The organism is Verrucomicrobium spinosum DSM 4136 = JCM 18804, assembly GCF_000172155.1.
GTDB classification, from domain to species: Bacteria; Verrucomicrobiota; Verrucomicrobiia; order Verrucomicrobiales; family Verrucomicrobiaceae; genus Verrucomicrobium; species Verrucomicrobium spinosum.
Genome location: NZ_ABIZ01000001.1, coordinates 2,502,954 through 2,522,141, shown reverse-complemented (window position 1 = coordinate 2,522,141; position 19,188 = coordinate 2,502,954). Strand labels below are relative to the sequence as shown.

The 19,188-nt window shown below is 59.1% G+C and carries 16 protein-coding genes, 3 tRNA genes and 1 pseudogene; 7 read left to right on the top strand and 13 right to left on the bottom strand.

Annotated features, from left to right (window positions below):
* Positions 1-388 precede the first annotated feature (388 nt).
* The gene (locus VSP_RS10260) at positions 389-1,204 is read right to left on the bottom strand and encodes a phytanoyl-CoA dioxygenase family protein (protein WP_044133496.1); all 816 of its coding nucleotides are present in this window, start codon (positions 1,202-1,204) and stop codon (positions 389-391) included.
* Between the two features lie 57 nt (positions 1,205-1,261).
* On the opposite strand from VSP_RS10260, the gene VSP_RS10255 reads away from it, so the two are divergent.
* Positions 1,262-1,720 carry a MarR family winged helix-turn-helix transcriptional regulator gene (locus tag VSP_RS10255; RefSeq protein ID WP_009960446.1) on the top strand — a complete coding sequence of 153 codons (459 nt, stop codon included), beginning with the start codon at positions 1,262-1,264 and terminating at the stop codon, positions 1,718-1,720.
* A gap of 207 nt (positions 1,721-1,927) precedes the next feature.
* Here VSP_RS10255 and VSP_RS10250 read toward each other — a convergent pair whose 3' ends face one another.
* On the bottom strand, positions 1,928-2,359 hold the full coding sequence (locus VSP_RS10250; RefSeq protein ID WP_009960445.1) for a winged helix-turn-helix transcriptional regulator: 432 nt from the start codon (positions 2,357-2,359) through the stop codon (positions 1,928-1,930).
* Between the two features lie 54 nt (positions 2,360-2,413).
* On the opposite strand from VSP_RS10250, the gene VSP_RS10245 reads away from it, so the two are divergent.
* Positions 2,414-3,265: an oxidoreductase gene (locus tag VSP_RS10245; RefSeq protein WP_009960444.1), complete on the top strand. Its 852-nt coding sequence runs from the start codon at positions 2,414-2,416 to the stop codon at positions 3,263-3,265.
* A gap of 36 nt (positions 3,266-3,301) precedes the next feature.
* The gene (locus tag VSP_RS10240; RefSeq protein WP_009960443.1) at positions 3,302-4,303 is read left to right on the top strand and encodes an NADP-dependent oxidoreductase; all 1,002 of its coding nucleotides are present in this window, start codon (positions 3,302-3,304) and stop codon (positions 4,301-4,303) included.
* An 818-nt stretch (positions 4,304-5,121) separates the two neighbouring features.
* On the opposite strand, the gene VSP_RS10230 is transcribed toward VSP_RS10240, so the two are convergent.
* The 4 genes from VSP_RS10230 to VSP_RS10215 form a co-directional block, all read right to left on the bottom strand.
* Positions 5,122-5,213: transfer RNA gene (locus VSP_RS10230), tRNA-Ser, on the bottom strand.
* A gap of 242 nt (positions 5,214-5,455) precedes the next feature.
* Positions 5,456-6,247, bottom strand: coding sequence for a class I fructose-bisphosphate aldolase (locus VSP_RS10225; RefSeq protein ID WP_009960440.1), 792 nt, complete (start codon positions 6,245-6,247; stop codon positions 5,456-5,458).
* Positions 6,248-6,349: 102 nt separating this feature from the next.
* Positions 6,350-6,877 (bottom strand): hypothetical protein, encoded by a 528-nt coding sequence (locus tag VSP_RS10220; RefSeq protein ID WP_198141357.1) that lies wholly within the window; start codon positions 6,875-6,877, stop codon positions 6,350-6,352.
* A gap of 135 nt (positions 6,878-7,012) precedes the next feature.
* Positions 7,013-8,416 (bottom strand): hypothetical protein, encoded by a 1,404-nt coding sequence (locus VSP_RS10215; RefSeq protein ID WP_172682956.1) that lies wholly within the window; start codon positions 8,414-8,416, stop codon positions 7,013-7,015.
* A gap of 152 nt (positions 8,417-8,568) precedes the next feature.
* On the opposite strand from VSP_RS10215, the gene VSP_RS10210 reads away from it, so the two are divergent.
* Together VSP_RS10210 and VSP_RS39215 are read left to right on the top strand one after the other, a co-directional pair.
* A tRNA-Asn gene (locus tag VSP_RS10210) sits at positions 8,569-8,643 on the top strand.
* Positions 8,644-8,923: 280 nt separating this feature from the next.
* Entirely contained in the window at positions 8,924-10,129 is a 1,206-nt protein-coding gene (locus VSP_RS39215; RefSeq protein WP_009960436.1) for a hypothetical protein, read from the top strand.
* 115 nt (positions 10,130-10,244) lie between these two features.
* Here the strand turns inward: VSP_RS39215 and VSP_RS10200 are convergent, their stop codons facing one another.
* The 7 genes and pseudogenes from VSP_RS10200 to VSP_RS10175 form a co-directional block, all read right to left on the bottom strand.
* Positions 10,245-10,673 (bottom strand): PaaI family thioesterase, encoded by a 429-nt coding sequence (locus tag VSP_RS10200; RefSeq protein ID WP_009960435.1) that lies wholly within the window; start codon positions 10,671-10,673, stop codon positions 10,245-10,247.
* A 23-nt stretch (positions 10,674-10,696) separates the two neighbouring features.
* Positions 10,697-12,544, bottom strand: coding sequence for a serine/threonine-protein kinase (locus VSP_RS39210; RefSeq protein ID WP_081452480.1), 1,848 nt, complete (start codon positions 12,542-12,544; stop codon positions 10,697-10,699).
* Positions 12,545-12,601: 57 nt separating this feature from the next.
* A complete protein-coding gene (locus tag VSP_RS10190) occupies positions 12,602-13,315 on the bottom strand; it encodes an RNA polymerase sigma factor (RefSeq protein WP_232289561.1) in 714 nt (237 codons plus the stop codon).
* A 506-nt stretch (positions 13,316-13,821) separates the two neighbouring features.
* The gene (locus tag VSP_RS10185) at positions 13,822-14,808 is read right to left on the bottom strand and encodes a ParA family protein (protein WP_009960431.1); all 987 of its coding nucleotides are present in this window, start codon (positions 14,806-14,808) and stop codon (positions 13,822-13,824) included.
* Positions 14,805-15,578 carry an ATP-binding protein gene (locus VSP_RS43355; protein ID WP_232289560.1) on the bottom strand — a complete coding sequence of 258 codons (774 nt, stop codon included), beginning with the start codon at positions 15,576-15,578 and terminating at the stop codon, positions 14,805-14,807. Before VSP_RS43355 ends, VSP_RS10185 begins: the two co-directional genes overlap by 4 nt.
* A 42-nt stretch (positions 15,579-15,620) precedes the next feature.
* Positions 15,621-15,998 (bottom strand): annotated as a pseudogene (locus VSP_RS43835) (AlbA family DNA-binding domain-containing protein); the annotation flags it as partial.
* Between the two features lie 219 nt (positions 15,999-16,217).
* Positions 16,218-16,292: transfer RNA gene (locus VSP_RS10175), tRNA-Gly, on the bottom strand.
* Positions 16,293-16,473: 181 nt separating this feature from the next.
* Between VSP_RS10175 and VSP_RS42140 the strand changes: the two genes are divergently transcribed.
* Complete coding sequence (locus VSP_RS42140; RefSeq protein WP_009960427.1) at positions 16,474-16,623, top strand: hypothetical protein; 150 nt, start codon at positions 16,474-16,476, stop codon at positions 16,621-16,623.
* Between the two features lie 120 nt (positions 16,624-16,743).
* The gene (locus tag VSP_RS10165) at positions 16,744-19,185 is read left to right on the top strand and encodes a hypothetical protein (RefSeq protein ID WP_009960426.1); all 2,442 of its coding nucleotides are present in this window, start codon (positions 16,744-16,746) and stop codon (positions 19,183-19,185) included.
* Positions 19,186-19,188 lie beyond the last annotated feature (3 nt).

Below are 19,188 nucleotides of genomic sequence, written 5' to 3'. Positions count from 1 at the left end.
AGATTGCACACGGTCAGACCTCAGGCACCAGTCTTGAGCCGGGAGGAAATGGCCACCAAAGAACGGCGGTTTGAGCCTTGTGCTGCCTTCAAGGTGAGGCTCCCAAAGCATCAGGACAAGAGCAACCCTGCCGACAAGCACGATGACCACCTGGAGAAAGACCGTAGAGCTTTTCTTCATGGACCGGACTCCAGACCTCCATTTATGGTTACATCAGGAAGAATTCCCCGCCCCGCGATTCCCACAGACGCCACTACCACCAGCATCCACTGATCTCGCGACAGCGTCTTGGAGTGCCGGTGGCTCGACACCGCTTTCTCCAGCCGGGTTCACGATCCAACACCAATCCACCGCCACCGCCACCGCCTAAGGTCCGGCCCAACGGATGTCACCCAAGCGCCAACCTCACCGCTTGCTCGATGGGAGTCACCGGGTCACCACCCAAACCAATCGGTCGCTCACAGCGAGGAAGCAACGGCGGTTGCGCCATAAATCGCGGTTCACTGCCCGAATGCAGCTGTGCGGAGTGCACCAGAAATGGATGGCAAAGATAGACTGTACCCGCAGATCCCGTCGCCAGAACCTCGGGACGCCGCTTGCTCTTCGCAAAATGCGGAACCAACTCGCCCAAAGTCAATCCTGCCTCACCCGCCGGCGCCAGCACTCTTGCGACATCCAGGTGCGAGCCAGCACGAATACGAGTGGGTGCATCATTCTCCCCGACGTCGGAGAACAAGAACAGCATCAGCAAGGCTCTTCCTTTGGAGTAAATGTTCGCCCGCCAATCCAGGAAGTTCGGCAGGTGGCAGTCAAAGCTCACGTCCACATGCCAGCCCACGTCCCCAGGATCATCGGCCGAGGGAAACCGGACCGGGAAGGTACCCATGCTTCTACAGGCCTCCCATGAGCCCACCCCGACCAATTGATCAAAGGCTGCATGGAGAACCGGCGTGTTGGCAGCAGCGATGAAGGGCCGCTGACTGTACATGCCCAGCCGGATCACCGGGCGAATCCAAGAGGCCCGATCATCAGGATCGCAACCTCCCTGCTTTCGCAAGTCCTGCCAGAGAATCTCACGAGCCTCCTCCGCAAGGTGCCTCGGAAAAGCGTTTTCGATTTTCACGAACCCATCTTGAATGAAGCGTTCGAGTTTCTCATCGTTCAATGAACGCGAAGAATCCTGTCGTGAGCGGGTGCCAGACATGTTGGACCATTTGGGTGTTGGACTACTGCGACAACGCAGTAGTATCAGGCCCCTGATATGTCGAGATCAAACTTCGCAGTTCCGCTCGCTCGTCGCTTTGGAGGAGCGCTCAATCTAGCCCAGCATGCCTTGCGCACGCGGCTGGACGAAGCGCTACGCCCCCTCAACCTCACCGCCCCCCAGTGCGCAGTGCTCTCCGCACTGGAGCAGGAACCCGGCCTGTCCAATGCCGCACTGGCCCGAGCAGCATTTGTCACCCCTCAGAGCATGCAAGGCATCCTCGTCAACATGGAGCGCGAGGGCTTTATCACGAGATCACCCGATCCCAACCATGGCCGTATTCTCCGCAGCGAAATCACTGCCTCGGGAAGAAAGGCTTTGACGGAAGCCCACACCGCCATTCTCGAAGTGGAAGCCGTGGCGCCCTCGTTGATGAGCGAACGCGAGATGGAGCGACTCACAAAGATGCTGACCCGCTATGCCGAGTTGCTGATGGGAGGCGAGTCCGAGAGGTGACCCGCTATTTGACATCTGCGAATCAGATCTCGTCTGCGCCTAGAGCGAGGCAAACAAAAATGACTTCGTGACGGTTATTTGAAATACCCACCACTCCGCTCCCTTGCCGTTTGGGGACAGCTGGACTATGCTCCATCTCCCACACACGCGATAGCAACCCGGAGTTACGAAAAGGATGGCGATTCAATAGCCGTGCGGCACCTTGGCTTATTCCGGTGCAGCAACACGAATGGGACGCGTTCCAATCGGCGCGCCGGTACCGCGATCAATGATCACGGGATCGATCTCCGATCCGGTCTCAACGTCGTAGAACCGGGTCACCTTGCCCCCACCGCGATGCTTGCGCCCCCATGCACCGATCGCAAACAGTACCGGCAGAAAGTCCCGACCGGCTTCCGTGAGCAGATACTCATCCCGTGGCGGACGTTCAGAGTAGCGGCGCTTCTCCAGCAGCCCCTCGTCGATCAGAGTTGCCAGTCGCCCCGTCAGAATCGTCGGCGCAATTCCGAGACTTTTCCGGAAATCATCGAAGCGGGTCAGCCCGGCGTGGGCGTCGCGCATGATCAGCATGCTCCAGGCGTCCCCCACAAGGGCAAGGCTCCGGGCGATCAGGCAGGGTTGGTTCGAAACCTTCTTCATGTCACTATCGTTTTAGTATTGACTCACTACTGATTTAATACTAACCTCGCCTTTATGAATGCAGCAACAACAAAAAGAGAGCAGGAGCCGGTGGCTGACAGCCGTCGCCGTGTCGCCCTGGTCACGGGGGCATCCTCAGGCATCGGGCTGGTGACGGCACAGGCCCTGAGTCGCGATGGCTACCGTGTCTTTGGAACCAGTCGCAAGCCGGCCGCCCATCCCGTCGATGGGATCACGATGCTGGTTTGCGACGTCGTTGACGAGACATCCGTGCAGAGCGTGGTCGGCGAGGTGCTAACCCGGGAAGGCCGGATCGATCTTCTCGTCAACAATGCCGGAATCGGCCTGCTTGGCGGCGCTGAGGAATCCACCACGGCACAGGCAAAGGCCCTGTTTGAGGTGAACGTGTTCGGCACCATGCGGATGACCCATGCGGTCCTGCCAGTGATGAGACAGCAGCGTGGAGGCCGCATCATCAATCTCAGCTCCATCCTCGGGCTAATCCCCGCTCCCTACAACGCCCTCTACGCATCGACCAAACACGCCATCGAGGGGTACTCGGAATCGCTCGACCACGAGGTGCGGACGCAAGGCATCCGCATCGTGCTTGTCGAGCCCGGGGTCACCCGCACGTCCTTCGAAGAGAACATCACCCGACCGGACCGACCGCTTCCCCTCTACGATGCCGTCCGCGCGGACGCGGAGAAATTGATGCGGGAAATCGTCGCAAAGGGCGACGCGCCCGAAGTGGTCGCCGAAGCCGTCGTAAGAGCCGCAAATGTGGCCACGCCCAAAAGGCGTTACACGGCCGGAAAGTCTGCCGGACAAGTCCGTTTCATGCGCCGCTTCCTGCCCGAGACCCTCGTCGACAGGAACCTTCGCAAATTCAACAGACTTCCCGGATGAGATTCTACCACCAGCATAACTACGAAAGCTAGTTCTATGAAATCATTCCTGATCGATCACTACGCGAAACACGGCGCTCTGAGACCCGGCGAAAGTCCAACGCCGGAGTTGCGGGACAACGACGTCATGGTTGAGATTCATGCCGCCGGGGTCAATCTCCTGGACCACAAGATCAGAAGCGGGGAGCTCAAGCTAATCCTGCCGTATCGTCTTCCCTTGGTGCTGGGCAACGATGTCGCGGGCGTCGTGGTGCGGGTGGGGTCCAATGTTCGCCGATTCAAGCTCGGCGACGAGGTCTACGCACGTCCGGCCCAGGATCGCATCGGGACATTTGCAGAGTACATCGCCATGGACGAGGCCGATGTCGCGATGAAGCCCGCCAATCTCACCATGGAGGAAGCCGCATCCCTTCCGCTTGTCGCCCTGACCGCCTGGCAGGTGCTTGTCGAGCGGGCCAACTTGCAAAAGGGGCAGAAAGTCCTGATCCATGCAGGTTCAGGCGGCGTGGGCACGATCGCCATCCAGCTTGCCAGGCATCTCGGTGCCCATGTTGCCACCACCACCAGCACGGCAAATGTCGATCTTGTGAAAAGCCTCGGCGCAGACGTCGTCGTCGACTACAAGAATGACGACTTTGAGAAAGTGCTGCAAGGTTATGACGTCGTGCTGAACAGCCTCGGAAAGGACACGCTGGAGAAATCCCTCGCAGTGCTGAAGCCCGGCGGCAAGCTAATCTCGATCTCGGGTCCGCCGGATCCGGACCTCGCGAGGGAGCAAGGATTGAACTGGATCATGCAGAAGATTGTAAGCCTTCTGAGCTTCGGAATCCGGAGGAAGGCGCAATCCCGGCAGATCAGCTATTCATTCCTGTTCATGCGTGCGAACGGTGCGCAGTTGAGCCAGATCACTTCGCTGATCGAAGCCGGAAAAATTCGTCCCGTCGTCGATCGAGTTTTCCCGTTCGAATCCACAAACGAAGCCATGGCGTATGTCGAAACAGGACGGGCGAAAGGAAAAGTGATCATCAAGATTCGGTAGGCAGACGCATCTTGCATCTCCCTCGGCCACCTCCATCCCTCCTCTGCCACCAATACCGCCAATGCCGCCCAGCCAAGGCGACCACCCGTTGGGCAGCTCCCACAGGTTCGTTCCAACTACTCAGCAGAATCAGAAGTCCGTGCCTGCCAAGAATCCTTGAGCGTCGCAAGGACTAGACCGCCACAACCCCTTCGGAGTAGGAAACAATCACTCCTCCACCCAACGTAGATTCGCTGGAAGGTCGTCAACATCGGGCTTTTAGCCACATCCTCTTCGAGGAAGATCAGCCGCCCTCCCGCCCCCAGCCGCCCCCCCCCAATACCGTCTGCGGTGAATGCCTGGTCAGTCACCAGCCAGCCTCAGTGTTCACTGCCGAATAGATCCTTTTGCCAGCCGGAAAGCAGCACGTGCGGCTTGGATTGAGAAGTCATGTATTCATCATGTGTGGAACTCGACAAAACAAAATCCAATTCTTCCTCAGGTTCTCAAAGTTTGAATATCTGTCCTTGATGTTGATGAACGGACTTGTCCCATCCCACAGTGATCCGAAAGACCGGCTCCAGGCAATGGCAAGGGTCTCTTGGGACGTGTGCTTTGGTTCAATGGTCGCCCACACGTCGTACCAGCACAGATGCTCTCTAGTGTTCGACGGAACCGAGTGGCGCTTGGAGTGAAACACCCGCCCGGTCTCTGTTCGGTGGGTGGTCATACTTCTGGCCTTCGGCAAAGCTCCTGTGCTACACAATCGACATCATTTTGCAGCTCATGTGGCGTGGCATTGAGGCCGAATGCATTGACAGTTTTTCCGATGAAGCAGCTGGCGGAGAGAGAGGGATTCGAACCCTCGGTAGCTGTTAAAGGCTACGCATCTTTAGCAAAGATGTGCTTTCGACCACTCAGCCATCTCTCCAATAATGCTCAGCTCAGGCGGTTAAGCCCGGGAAGAGATTCTTAGCCGAGCCGTCTTCAGAGTCAAGCGAGAGGTGCATTTTTGACACAAAAAAAGACGGGCTTCGGCCCGTCTTCTTCGCAGATCTTTTTGCTCGCTCTCGCAGTCGGGGTCACTCGACGGAGTCTCGGCCCAAGGGGCCGGTGTGGAGGCGATCCACCCGGTCAGATACACTCACCTCAACGCCGCCAGCTCCAGTCCCTTCAAACGGGCTCCTTCAGGAGCGTGAGCGCCTGGTCCACCTTGGCCCCCTCATGCACAATGGCAGCGAGGCTGCGGGCGATGGCCGCAGGGCTGCGGTGCTGCCACACGTTGCGTCCAATCGCAATGCCAGCGGCACCGGCCTTCATGGCATCATGCACCATGGAGAGCAGGTCCAGATCATTGCCGTCAGCCGCGCCGCCCAGCACGATGACCGGAGCGTAGCAGGACTCTACGATGCGCTTGAAGTCCTCCACCGTACCGTTGGTGGGGTACGCAGTCTTCACCACATCAGCCCCCATCTCGGCGGCCAAACGCACGGCGAATCCGATGTTTTCCACGGTGTACTTGTCCTTCTGGCCCAGTCCGTAGGGCAGCGTCTCAAGAATGACGGGGATGTCCACGTCCAGGCTCTCGCTGATGAGATCGGCACAGTTCTGGGTGATCAGTTCTTCATTCTCGCTGAAGGGGAAGAGCATGTTCATCACGCCGGTGGCCCCCACCATCTCCGCCTCGCCGAGGCCGTAGATGTTGATGCTGCCAGCGCCCTTGCCCGTGGTCCGCACGTTGTACACATCGGTGCGCAGACAGATGCCCTTGCCCGTGAGCATGTCGCCCGTGCGCAGGGCCAGGCCGAGATTCAAGACATACCCATCCACATAGGGATTCACATCCTCGATCAGTTGGAACGGATTCTCCAGACCGGGGACAGGGATCGCCACTCCGTGGTCGATCGGCAGAATGACGGTCTTTCCGTCACGGAAGAAAGTCTCAAGGTTGTCTTGTCGGCTCATAGCGGGCCGGAACCTTGCGGCCAAATGGGGGAAAAGTAAAGCCCGCAATGGTTGCAGCGGCCCGGAGTTGCCCATCCAGGCGGCCTCCTCTCCCCGCCTGCCTCACAAGTTTTCCAACGCTGGCGGGAACCCGTCCGACCCTTTACCATCAGCCCTGTAGCGTCGTTCCCGCCCCGCCACGCCGTCCTCGTAGCCCCGCAGACACATCTCAAAAACCTCCCGGGGCGGGTTCTCAACCCCCAAGGACTTCAGCGCATACACCAGATCTGCGGCGGTGGCCACGGGCGCAGTCTCAAACGCCGCACACACCCCCGCATGAGTGCGCCCCAATCGGTGGCCGAACTCGTACCAACGTCCCGTCGGATGAGGAGCCTCCAAGAGACCTGCCACCTTCCTCAAGGCGTGCCAGACCGGCCCTGACCGGGCGGCATCCCAGGCCCCCCCCGCTGCAAGCACCAGCACGACCCCTGCCACGATGCCCAGCGACCAACCACCCCGCCCTTTCTGCTTGGCCGGAAGCAGAACTTGCCCGTGTCCGGCCCCGGATTGGGTCAAGCGGACCGACACCCCGGAAACTCCCGGCATGCCTGGGGTGGCTGACCGAGGCGGCAACGTTGGAGCGGCAGGCATCGGCACAGCGGAAGAAGGCACAGGCGGCGGTGCGGGCTGCGGGGTAGGCGGTGGCAATGGGGATTCCATGGAACTTTCAGACCCGAGTCTAAGGTATTACAATGGTTGGAAAGACTTTCATCAACTCAGCCACACTCATCTCAGCACGGAATCCACCGGCGCAGCAGCCCGGCCATCCGTCAGCCCCAATGCCACCAGCAAGATCAGATGATAGCTCCCATCCTCCCCCAAAAGGGGACGACTCACAGTGAGGTAGCCAGAAGGCTCTCCCACTCCCAAAGGCACCCGCAGGGAAAGCGCTCCTGCCTCTGGCAGTGAGGTGAGCGCCACCGTCATGGCGCGCGGAAGGGCCCGTTGCAGCTCGCGACTCACGTCTCCCACCACAGTGGTCAGACCTCGCAGTTCCTCCCCTGCCACCGGTCCACCTTTCGCATCCGTAGGCACCTGGAATGCCATGAGCAGCCCCGAGCGAGGCACGCCTGACGCAGAGGCTCCCGCCTCCGCCGTCCGAACCACGCGAATCATCAGACTGCGCCCATCCGCAGACTCCACCCAGGTGGCAGGTTGAGTGCTCCCCATCGCCGCCGGCAAATCCGTCCCCCCCTTGGCAAAGTGCTGCTGCATCAGCAGAGCCTCTGCAGCACCGGGTAGTTCCATGCCCGGAAATGTCTCCCGCCCTGCCCGATGCCAGTTCTGAAGCGTTTCCCATTCCGCCTTCAACAGCGCCGCCGTCGGGCCACCACCCAGACGGTTCCAGTTCACACGCAGTCGCGACTGTTCTTTTTCCTCTTGCGCCCGCTTTTCCGCCAGAAGCCGGGCTTCTTTCTCCTGCTCTTCCTCCATCTTTCTCTGGGCAGCCCGACGCCGCTCTTCCTCCTCCATCCGCGCCTGTTCCTCCGCCTTCACGCGGTTCGCCGCGGCTTTCAACATGGCCTTGGCCTCCTCCTCCTGGCGCTGTATCTCCAGCTTGCGGGTCCGTTCCAGCGCTTCTGTCATGGCACGGGTGTCCTTTACCTTTTGCCGCTGCTCTTCTTTGACCCGGTCGTAGGAGGCCCGCGTCATCCAGCGCCCTTCATATTGCACCAAGCCCTGATCGCGGAGCAGCATCACCTCAAGGATGGGCTTCAAGAAGCGAGGCGACTCCTGCCGCACCGCCGGGTACCGAGCCTCCAGCCTCCGTGTCCGATCCACCACCTCCAACAGAGGCGCATAGTCCTGTAGATCCACCAGATCCACCGCCAGCAGCACGGGATCGTACTCCACCATCCCGAAGACCTCACTGATCAAATACACTTTCTCCCCGCCGCCCGTCACCTGGACCTTGTAGTTCACCGCGAATTCCTCACAGCGGGAAAACGTCACCACCTTGGCAAACTCCGGGCTGGCATTCGCCCCCTTCAGCACCAGCAGTCCCAAGGCCCACGCGGATCCCGGTGCGGCCATCCCCAGACCGACGATCAGCAGCGCAATCAGCCCCACCCATCCCCTGCCCCCACCGGCATTGCCGAGACGAGCTTGAGACAGGAGTGACGTCTTCATAATGAGATTCATGTGGCAAAAAGTCGAACATCCATGATCCGACACCGGGGAACTTTACGACAAGCCCAAAAAAAATCGAAAAAAGCGGCAGGAACTTTGCAAATTCAGTTGCAAAGATCAGAGGCTGGGTAAGATAACGGCCCTCACGGAATTCCTGAGTAGCTCAGCGGTAGAGCGGGTGGCTGTTAACCACTAGGTCGTAGGTTCGAACCCTACCTCAGGAGCCAATCAAAATTGGCTCCCTTTTTTGTCTCCCCTGCCGGAACATCTACCGTTGCAATTGGTTGTCTCTCGGTGCATTTAGCACCCCGTGCACTTGCCCGCTTTCATCAGTTTTGCCTCGGCCGTAAGCAGCCAGATCCACCCGGCTTCACTCCGTCTCGGATTCATGCCGCCATGGAGAAAATCCCGAGGAACGCGTCCCCCGGACCAGCGCTTGTTGCACCATGCTCCAGCCGATAGGAAGCTGTTCTGGGGCGGCAGCCTTCCGGTGATCCAAGGCGAGCCATGAGAACGGCCATCATCTTTCTCCACTGGGGAAAGGCGCAGGAATGCCTGGACCTCCAGCTCGCCTTGCTTCAAGCCCGGCTGTGGAACCCTCATTCAGAGATCTTTGTGCTGGCCGATGCTGCCGCACGCACCGTCCTGGCAGCGCCCGGCGTCGAAGTGATTCCTTTGGAGAACTACCACACGGCAGCTGAGAGCTTCCGCCGCCACTATGTCCATTTCAGCGTCAACCAGCCCGAATACACCCGTTTCAACATCGAGCGCTGGTTCATCATGCGCAATTTTGTACGGGAGCGCGCCCTTCAGCGCATCCTGCATCTCGACAGCGATGTGCTGCTCTATGACGATGTCGAAACCGCTGGCCAGCAGTTCGAGGAATGCGACCTGACTCTGAGCCGCCCCTCTCTCCTGAGTTTCCCCGACTCCTCTGGACACAGCTCTTACTTCAATCTCCGCGCCCTGGAAGAGTTCTGCTCATTCGTGGAGTCCACCTATGCTGACCCCGCCAGGATCGCTTTCTTTGAAAACCGGGTGGCCGGGCACCGGGCCAAAGGCGGGATCTATAATATTGGCGACATGTATCATCTGGCTGCCTTCTCTTTCACATCCCAACTCAAGATTGGCTATGGCCAGCATGGACAGCCTGAGTTTGATTCAAATTTCAACTATGACATCGAGACCAGAACCAGACTGGCTGATGGACACAAGCGTATCGAATACCGCCAAGGACAACCCTACGGTTTGTGCCCTGGGAGCGGGGAGGTCATCCGGTACGCCACTCTGCATTTTCAGGGGCGGGCCAAGGAGTGGATGCCCCAGCATCTTCAGGCTCCAGTTGGAGCCCACCTCCCCTGTGATCTGATTTTCCCACTCGTCGCCCGGCTAAGCCGCGCGGCCGGCCAGACGTTGAACGAATGGAAGTCCACCGCTTCCGCCAAACAGAAGTCACTCGATGAGGCCCTGGGGGTCGCAACTGCGCTGCGAAGTCAGTGTGACGGCCTCAGAGAACGACAGGCGGACGGGCGTCGGAAACTGAAAGCCGCCCGCCAGGCCATAGCTCAGGCAGAAAAGAAGGTGGAATCCGCCGCGCGCTCCGTATGGGTGAAACGCGGCACCCAATTGGGACTAACCAAAGCTGGCACTCATTTGCAGGAAGCAATGGATCATCTGCGCCCCCCGCGACAAGAGCAACATTCAGACTCGTGACAACCGCCATGCAGGAAGCAGCCCGCCCCCAGGGGGGGAGCATTTTACCTCCCCGCGCATGCAGCCCCTGACGACTACCTCTTGCCCATTCCTGCTTTTGGCCGCCAAGAGCCTCTCACCGCCCACCCCGCGCCACAACAAACCACTCTACCGTCGCGCTCAACACGTGCTCGCCCGTCGCGTCATACAGCTCTACTTGCACCAGCACCATCGCCCGTCCCTTTGCCGCCAGGTTTCCCTTCAATTGCGTCACCTGCTCCTCACTGAGTGATGCCTTGGCACCCACCACACCATTCGCCGGCTTGCGGAACTTCGCCTCCAACCGGCGGACGACCGGCACCAGGCCATCACTCGTGCCGAACTGCTGCAACAGGCACTCCCCACTCGCCGCCTCAGCAAGGGAGAGGAGAGCACTCGCATGCACCGTCCCCAAGTGATTGAGGTATTGATCTCCCGCAGGAAGTCGGAGCAACAGTTCCCCGTCCCTGCACGACTCGATGCCCATGAAGCGGTTGAACGGCAGCTCCGTGACGCTGTGTTTCATGGCATCAAATTCGCACAGTTATTTCAACGCACCACCTGATTCACCTCCGGTCCCGCCACTGCCAACGGTGTCGGCAGGGGGCGGGCCAGAATTTCAAAGTCATCCACCAGCGCCACCCCTCCAGGTCCGCAAGCCCGCAAAGCCACCCACACCGGCCCTTCCATGACCTCACCCATATGGAAATCCGCCACCATGAAATCGCGGTCATGAAACACGCCAACCCGGGCACCATTCTCCCCGTTGCGCCGTACTTCGTACACCGCCCCTTTCACCCGGAGCCGGTCAGCGGCCATCCGGATGAAGACGACTTGTAGCCGGTACCATTGACCCACTTCCGTCTCAAACTTGTTCTTTCCGATCCAAGATCTCGGAGCCTTTGTCTCCGCAGGCTTGCTCATGAACTGAAACTGCAGCGACTCATCCTCTGGCGTGAGTCGGAGGGCCACAAAGGGCGCTCCAGACACACCGCTCAGGTGCCCCTCGCTGCTCGCAATGAGCCCTAGCGCCAGCGCATTGGACGCCGCACCGATGTCCTGGCGCTGGAAACAACACGACACCTCCAGAAACGACAGTCGTGTGAGATCATACGATTTGCGGCTGTACACCAGCGTCCCCTCCGTACTCATGTTCTGCGCCAGCACCAAGCCCTGCGTCTTCGCCACGCCATGAATGGTGTTGGCATAACCGCTCCGGCCAAAGAGGATGTTCTCAGCGAAGTAATCCGTAAGCTTGCCAGAGTCGAAGTCCACCACATCCGTCCCGGGCCGCTTGGGCTTCGGCCTGCCCGTCAGGTCATAGATGTAAACACCCGCCCCCGCGATCAAAAGGCCGGCGACAACGACCGCCAACACGAGTTTCCTCCTCTTTCGGCGTGATACAGGTGCCGATATCGCTACCGCGGGCCTGGCTGCCCCAGCAGAGGGTGCCGCCGAGGCAATCACGGCCTCAATGGACGTCCGCAACGCGCCAGCCGTGGGGAAGCGCAGTTCGGGCTGTTTCTCCAGCGCCCGCAACACGATCTCATCAATGCGGATATCCACCTGCACATGCCGGGAGGGAGCTTCAATCTTTCCCTTGGGCCGCTCACCTGTGAGCATCTCGTAAAGCACCACGCCCAGGCTGTAGATGTCGGCTCTGTGATCGGCTCTTCCAGTGGCCTGCTCCGGAGCTGCGTAGTCCGGCGTGCCCGCCAGACTCGTGCAACCAGAAGCCTCCTCAAACACCCCAGTCTTGGGTTCAACGATTCTGGCAATGCCAAAGTCCGCGATCTTCACCACCCCGGCCTTGTTCACCAGCACGTTCTCCGGCTTGATGTCGCAGTGCACGATATGGTGATCGTGCGCGCATTGCAGGGCGTCGCACACGGGCGGCACGATGGTCAGGGCTTCCTCGGGAGTCAGTCTCTTCGTTTGCAAGAGCTGCCGCAGATTCACCCCATCCACAAACTCCATGAGCAGGTAGTAGTACCCACCGCTCTCGCCAAAGTCATAGACATCCACGATGTGCGGATGATTGAGCGCCGCCAGTGCCCGGGCCTCTTTCTCAAAATGCGCGGAAAACTGTGCATCCCCCGCCCGCTCCGGAGCCAGCAACTTCAGAGCCACCAGTCGATTCAGGGACTTTTGGCGGGCCTTGTACACCACCCCCATGCCGCCCCGGCCCAGACACTCGATGATCTCCAATTGCGGGAAGTGCGGAGCCAGATCTTCTGGCTTGGGAGGAGGCACGGCCGCCAAATCATCTTCCACCTGCGTGGGCAGCATTGCCGCAGCCATGAGGCAGCGCGGGCAGAGCCCACCCACCGCGTCAGCAGGCAGGGCTTCGCCACAGCGTGGACAGGTCGATTCCGTGGCAGAAGAAGATGGGCTCATGCTTCACCGTGGCGTTTTGCCGGGGAATGGTTACACGCATTGCACACATTTTCTTTTTTATCCACCCAGTGCCAGGAACAAGGAGCGCATTTCATCTTCCACCGCTCCTGGATCGGAGAGGGTCCCCGCGATCTCTTCCTTCACACACTGGCGAAACCGCTGCCTGAGCCGGTGCACCGCTACTTTCACCGCGGCCGCGCTCATGCCGAGCTCCGCAGCGGCCGCACTTTGGTCCCCATGCTCCGCCTCCCCCAGGAGCGAGGGGCGCAGTGCCTCCAACAACGCCACCTTCCCACCCGCCTCGCATTCTGCCGTGAGCGCACCCATCGCTCTCGCCAGCACCGTGATGGCCCACTGTCGGTCATAGACCGCATCGGGTGACAACCGGTCACTGGCGGTCACTTCCAAAGGCAGCGTATCCGGCAGGTCAGCATCCAGTGAGAGCGTTGCCACCCCACCTCCGCGCTTCTGCCGGAGCGCCGCCTCGCGATGATGCGAGAGAAAGTGCTTCACCGCCCCCAACAGATAAAATCGAAAGCGCCCTCGCTCTGGATCTGCCGCGCCTATCGCCCCGCCCTCCAACACATCCGCAAAAAAAGCGTGACTCATCTCTCGCGCTGTGTCCGCATCACGCAACACACTGCCCAAGTACGCCACCACTGGCTCATAGTAGGCATCACAGAGATCCGCCAGCGCCCGCCGCCCATCTTCAGAGTCCGCCTTGGCCAAGTTCACCCGCGTCCACCGTGTCGTGTAAAAATCAGCGGGCACGTGCGGTTTGGAAGCTGATTGGGGGTTCTCGTTCTGAGTCATGCAATGCGCCGAAATTCATCCTGCCATGATTCCATGGCGTTTTGGAGCAGAAAGGTGACATCCTTACGCACACGCTGACTGCGACACCCCGCCGCTGGCAGTCCGCGAGGCGGCGGCGACATTGATGGGTGTCGTATATGAGGATCTGCGACGAGCTTCCATGGCGAAATGCGCGTACGAATGATCGAGGCACACGAACCAGCTCTGAAATGGCCGTTTCAATGCGCAAGCGGACACCACCTCAATTTCGTGATTCGGGTGCAACCCCGAGCGAGTCAGCAGGTGTTGTCAAAAATCGTCGCAAATTACTTTAAACAAGCAATGAGAGCCCTATTCATCCTGCTCACATCGTTGAATGTTTGCGGTGGCGGAACACCGATTTCGCTCCTTTGTAAATGTTAAAAGAAGTCGATTCACACCGGTAGGGAGAATAGCTGCGAGAGAAGTAGCCTCCCAAGCTCTGATCAGTCGCTCAGTCCCAAGGCTTCCAAGATTCGCTTCGCGAGAAGGTTGAAATCGCGTTCACAGTCTCGGACACCTTGAGAGTGGGCACCAATCGCCCCGTCAGCTGGCCTTAGTTTGAAGATGGGCTTGTGCGCCTCCATTGCCATGGGCATAAGGCTACGGTAGTGTTTGAGCAACCCGAGACAGTTGGGATCACTCTCAGTTGTGACGGACACAGGTGCATTTCCCACCACTTTCTCAGAATAGGTCGCTGGTATCCGCCTTGCCCATTTGTCGTATGCGGCCACAGGCCGACTGTCCCTAATCCCAAATTGTACGACAACGTATCCAATGGGCACCATCGCGGCGCTGGGCAGGGCAAGCTCCGGCGCCGGATTCTCAACAAGACGTTTCTGCCATTCACCACGCCATTTTTTTAGCGTGGGGCCCAGATTCCGCAGGCCTTGAATTGAAAAGAGATCGGGAGCCAGTGGCACCACAACTGCGTCTGCACAAATCAGCGCTGCACGGTTGATCGCCCCAAAGTTGGGCCCAACGTCAATCAGAACCAGATCGGAGTCAAAGTCAGCTGCGGCGGCCTGGACAAGTCGATGGAGACTACTGGTGGTTCGAAATGCGGGTTCACTCCCGTCAAGACACTTTCCCCACGCTTCCGACAGATTTGCCTCGAAATTCGAAAGGTTGAGGTCCCCTGGAATCAATCTGATCATTGGCGAAACGGCGATCATCGGAGGAGAACCAATGTCTCCAATGCCCCTGATGATAGGACTCAGGGGAGCCATAATGCTCTGGAGTGTCAGGATGTCGGGGTCCCAAAGTTTTTCCAACTGCGACTCAGGAAGAAACATTGATGTCAGGTTGGCCTGAGGATCAAAGTCGGCGACCACAACTCGCCTGCCCAGCTCGGAAAACATCCATGCGAGGTGATAGAGGAGAGTCGTCTTTCCAACCCCGCCCTTGTTGTTGAAGAAGGCGAGCGTTCTCATCGCAAGGGGTGCTTCGGAATAGTGGCCAAAAAATGACTGGATTCGAAGTCGAAGGAAGGTTCCGCGCTTCCATTCTCCACCAGAGCTCGCCGGGCCCGGGCAATACCGCGCCCGAAACGATTCACGTATCCAAGCACATGCATCGCCTCGGTGATGACTGGATTTCTGTACGCATTTACTTTTGGGAAATTCTCAGGGGAAGCATCCCCATAGAGGCCACCGGGGTTCTGGATTTCAATCCTGTCCGCAAACTGGTAGAGCCGAATGGGGCTTGTGGACTGATAGTCGCGGTGCGCGATCGCGTTCATCAGCAACTCACGCACAGCCTCCGGCGGGAAGTCGTATATCAGTTGCTCGCGCAGGTCCGAAATAGGGACAGGCTTCTGGGTGAACCTACCCTTCAGGAAGATGTCCAGTTCGGCAAGGAGGGTGATCAGGTTTCCGGTAAATACCTTCTCCGAAATCACTTCATCCGCCAGATCCAGGCCGTCGAACTGCACAAACTGGAGTTTTGCCCCAGGAAACAGGTCCAGAGGATCGATCGCAAACACCAGCATGCCTGCATTCGTAGGGCACGTTCGCTTAAGACTGTAAAACCTCAGCGCAGCGAGTTGTTCTTCAAGGCTGCGATGATTTTCTTCAATAACCTCAGGGGCGACTGCGGCGGGGCGGTAAACTTGGCGAAACGTCTCTAGGTCAAAGCGCTCGATGTGACCTTCCGGGCATGGGGTAACATCAAAGGTGGGAAAGTTCGAACTGCGGCGCTCCATGAGGACTCGCTCCTCTGCCTCGCTTGCGGTGCCCTTCCTGGGCCCGACCCGAATGTGAGTGCGCCCCTTAAACCTCACCGGGGGCAGCGGATGCGGGAACACCTCTACCACGATGACCTCTCCCCCTCCTTCTGGGTGGGCCAAACTCGAAACATTCACGACAGGTTGAGGCAGAATCTGTCCGTCATCTCTGTAGGAGGCGAACTGCTTCAGCAATCCATCGGTGACTGCCAACCCGGATGGCGCTCCAGCATCCTCTACGCCAATCAACAGATAACCCGGCTTGCCATAGCCAGGAAGGTCATTGGAGAATGCACAAATCGCCTCTCTAAACTTGTTCGTGTCCGTCGTTGATCTTGTCCGCTCAACGCGGTCCGCCTCTCCCGCATCAATCAGCAATTTTAGGCTATCTGGCGTCATAGATCGATTCGAAGGGTACCGGGGATTCAGAATTCATGAGAATCTGTGCGTCCGATGGCTCTGCCTCCTTTGAAGCTACGCGCATGTTCTGGGCCGACATCTCTCGATCCCCAATAAGGCGCTTGTCCCGGATGAACTCAACCGACCAATTTCAGACAGACATGCTTTTGCGTCCTCCAGAAACAAAAAAACCCGCCTTGCGTGCGGGTTCCATAAAAATGGAGCGGGTGACGCGATTCGAACGCGCGACATCTTCCTTGGCAAGGAAGTGCTCTACCACTGAGCTACACCCGCAGGATGCGGGGCAGTGAGTATGCCTATAACCGGAAAAAGAGCAAGTAAAAAGGTGCGCTTTTCCCAAAAAAACCATGCAAATGCGTTTTCACCACCACCTCACGCTGAACGGCGGACGAATTGCGATGTCTCTAAAGAAAAGGACGCCGTGCAAAAAATGGCACGACGAAGGCTGACATCTATGAAATCGAACCAAACCCCATCCAAGACCGTTGCCCCTTTGCAAAAAGAAGTGAACCGGCTCCACGCGAATGGAAAAGCGCCGGACATGATCGCCATCCGCCTGGGAATCAAAATCTCCAAGGTGTTGGCGCTCATCACGAAGCCCTAGAGTTCATTGCTCAGTTACCTACTTTAATCCGCAGGATACAGACCAAAAAAACCAGTCCTGTAGAAGACGCAATAATTCATTGTCCAAAAAGGCTGTGGCGGGACTATCCCCGTCACAGCCATGCGTCTGACCCTACCTTCCTTTGCTTTCCTCGCTGCGGCCACCTTGCCTTTCACGGCACGCCTGACCCAAGCCGCCCCTCCCCAGATCTCCGGCATTTACCCGGGACTGGCCATGTTCAACAATGAGCGCGAATGCGGCACAGGTGCCGTGGTCCCCTGGGCCGACCGTCTGTGGGCGATCACCTATGCGCCGCACTCGCCTAACGGCTCCTCGGACAAACTTTACGAGATCACGCCGGACTTCCAGCAGATCGTGCGGCCGGAGAGCGTGGGCGGCACGCCGGCGAACCGGATGATCCACCGTGAGTCGAATCAGCTCTTCATTGGGCCATATGCGATCGATGCGGAGCGCAAAGTGCGCGTCATCCCCCCCACGGTGATGTTTGGCCGCCACACTGGCAATGCCCGCCACCTGACAGATCCCGCTGGCAAGATCTACTACGCCACCATGGAGGAAGGCATCTATGAGGTGGATGTGAAATCTCTGGAGGTCACCGAACTCTGGGCCGACGAAGCCAAGAAGACCACCGACCGCAAGGCCGACTTCCCGGGCTATCATGGCAAAGGCCTGTACTCCACCCAGGGTCGACTGGTTTATGCCAACAACGGCGACCGCGACAAGAAGGTCCTCACTGACCCCACCGTCCCCTCCGGTGCCCTCGTTGAATGGGATGGCAAGGCAGACAAGTGGACCCTCATCCGCCGCAACCAGTTCACGGAAGTCACTGGCCCTGGCGGCATCTATGGCAACGAGCATCCGGAAAAAGACCCCATCTGGACCATCGGGTGGGACTTCCGCTCCCTCATTCTCCAGGTGCTGGAGGAGGGCAAATGGCACGTGTACCGCCTGCCCAAGTCCAGCCACAGCTATGACGGCGCCCACGGCTGGAACACGGAGTGGCCCCGCATCCGCGAGATCGGTGAAGGCGACTCCCTGCTGATGACCATGCACGGAGCGCTCTGGAAATTTCCTAAAACCTTCTCCTCCAGGAACTCAGCCGGCATCGCCCCCCGCTCCAATTACCTCAAGGTCATCGGCGACTTCGCGCTCTGGAAGGACCGCGTGGTCTTTGGCTGCGATGACACCGCCCACGCGGAGTTCCTCAACAAGCGCAAGGCCAAGGGCAAAGTCGCCGCGCCGCAGTCCCAGTCGAACCTCTGGTTCGTGGAGCCCAAACAACTGGACCACCTGGGTCCAGTCATCGGACGTGGTGCGGTGTGGATGAATGAGCCCGTGAAAGCAGGCGAGGCCTCCGAGCCCTACCTCTTTAGCGGCTATGATCACAAGGGGCTGCATTTGAACGTGACCGCTCCCGGCCCCGCCAGGATCACGGTGGAAGTGGACGAAGCTGGAAATGGCACATGGTCCAAGGCCAGCGAGATTGAGGCAAAAACCGGCTATCAGTGGGTCGACCTCAGCAACGTCAAGGGCACCTGGATCCGTCTGACCTCGAGTGCCGCACTGGAGAAAGCCACGGCTTATTTCCAATACCGCAACGACGACAAACGCAACACCACGACGGATGCGATCTTCGCCGGGGTGGCCAAGGTGAGCGATGACAATGTTGCAGGCGGCGTCATCCGTGCCCATGCACAGAACAAACGCACGCTCGCCTTCGCTGCCCAGGCTCCTGGCGGCAAGGACATCGGCTACTATGAGCTGGATGCCGAGCTGAAGCTCAAGGCCGTGGCGGATGAAGTGCTGCTGGAGCATACGAAGAAGAACGCCGCGATCCCCGCAGGCGTGCTGAGCAGTGATGCCGCCTCCGTCATCTTCACCGACGACGCCGGCAAGCGCTGGCGCCTGCCGAAGGGTGACGCCGCCTTTGAAAAGGCCGGACCGCTGGGCGACTCCCGCGTCTGCCGTGAAGTGGCCACCGAGCGCGACCTCTTTACCGCGCAAGGTTCTTTCTATGAACTGCCCGCCGACAATGCAGGCGGCCTCTCGAAGATCCGTCCCGTGGCCACGAGCCAGCTCCGCATCCACGACTACTGTTCCTATCGCGGTCTCTTCATCCTCACCGGTCTCTCCAACGATGCCGAGGCAGGCAAAGGCAACCCGCACATCATCCGCAGCGATGACGGCAAAGCCTCCCTCTGGGCCGGTGCCGTCGATGACATCTGGAAACTCGGCAAACCCCGCGGCGAAGGCGGACCCTGGAAGGACTCTGCCGTGAAGGCGAACGCCCCCTCCGAGCCCTACCTCATGACGGCGTACGACAAGAAGAAGGTCACCCTGAGCCACAGCGGCAAAGGCACCGTGAACCTGAAGGTGGAAGTGGATCTCACCGGTTCCGGCGACTGGGCTGCCTACCGCACCTTCGAGGTGGTCGCTGACAATCCGGTCGTGCACGAGTTCCCTGCCGCCTTCACCGCCTACTGGGTGCGCGTCGTGTCTGACAAGGACACCACGGCAAGCGCAACGTTCTTGTACGAGTAGGGC

Bases quoted from the DNA above. Each gene is read 5' to 3' on its own strand.
- VSP_RS10260 (WP_044133496.1), bottom strand. From the start codon at position 1,204: ATGTCTGGCACCCGCTCACGACAGGATTCTTCGCGTTCATTGAACGAT.
- VSP_RS10255 (WP_009960446.1), top strand. From the start codon at position 1,262: ATGTCGAGATCAAACTTCGCAGTTCCGCTCGCTCGTCGCTTTGGAGGA.
- VSP_RS10250 (WP_009960445.1), bottom strand. From the start codon at position 2,359: ATGAAGAAGGTTTCGAACCAACCCTGCCTGATCGCCCGGAGCCTTGCC.
- VSP_RS10245 (WP_009960444.1), top strand. From the start codon at position 2,414: ATGAATGCAGCAACAACAAAAAGAGAGCAGGAGCCGGTGGCTGACAGC.
- VSP_RS10240 (WP_009960443.1), top strand. From the start codon at position 3,302: ATGAAATCATTCCTGATCGATCACTACGCGAAACACGGCGCTCTGAGA.
- VSP_RS10225 (WP_009960440.1), bottom strand. From the start codon at position 6,247: ATGAGCCGACAAGACAACCTTGAGACTTTCTTCCGTGACGGAAAGACC.
- VSP_RS10220 (WP_198141357.1), bottom strand. From the start codon at position 6,877: ATGCCTGCCGCTCCAACGTTGCCGCCTCGGTCAGCCACCCCAGGCATG.
- VSP_RS10215 (WP_172682956.1), bottom strand. From the start codon at position 8,416: ATGAAGACGTCACTCCTGTCTCAAGCTCGTCTCGGCAATGCCGGTGGG.
- VSP_RS39215 (WP_009960436.1), top strand. From the start codon at position 8,924: ATGAGAACGGCCATCATCTTTCTCCACTGGGGAAAGGCGCAGGAATGC.
- VSP_RS10200 (WP_009960435.1), bottom strand. From the start codon at position 10,673: ATGAAACACAGCGTCACGGAGCTGCCGTTCAACCGCTTCATGGGCATC.
- VSP_RS39210 (WP_081452480.1), bottom strand. From the start codon at position 12,544: ATGAGCCCATCTTCTTCTGCCACGGAATCGACCTGTCCACGCTGTGGC.
- VSP_RS10185 (WP_009960431.1), bottom strand. From the start codon at position 14,808: ATGAGAACGCTCGCCTTCTTCAACAACAAGGGCGGGGTTGGAAAGACG.
- VSP_RS43355 (WP_232289560.1), bottom strand. From the start codon at position 15,578: ATGGAGCGCCGCAGTTCGAACTTTCCCACCTTTGATGTTACCCCATGC.
- VSP_RS42140 (WP_009960427.1), top strand. From the start codon at position 16,474: ATGAAATCGAACCAAACCCCATCCAAGACCGTTGCCCCTTTGCAAAAA.
- VSP_RS10165 (WP_009960426.1), top strand. From the start codon at position 16,744: ATGCGTCTGACCCTACCTTCCTTTGCTTTCCTCGCTGCGGCCACCTTG.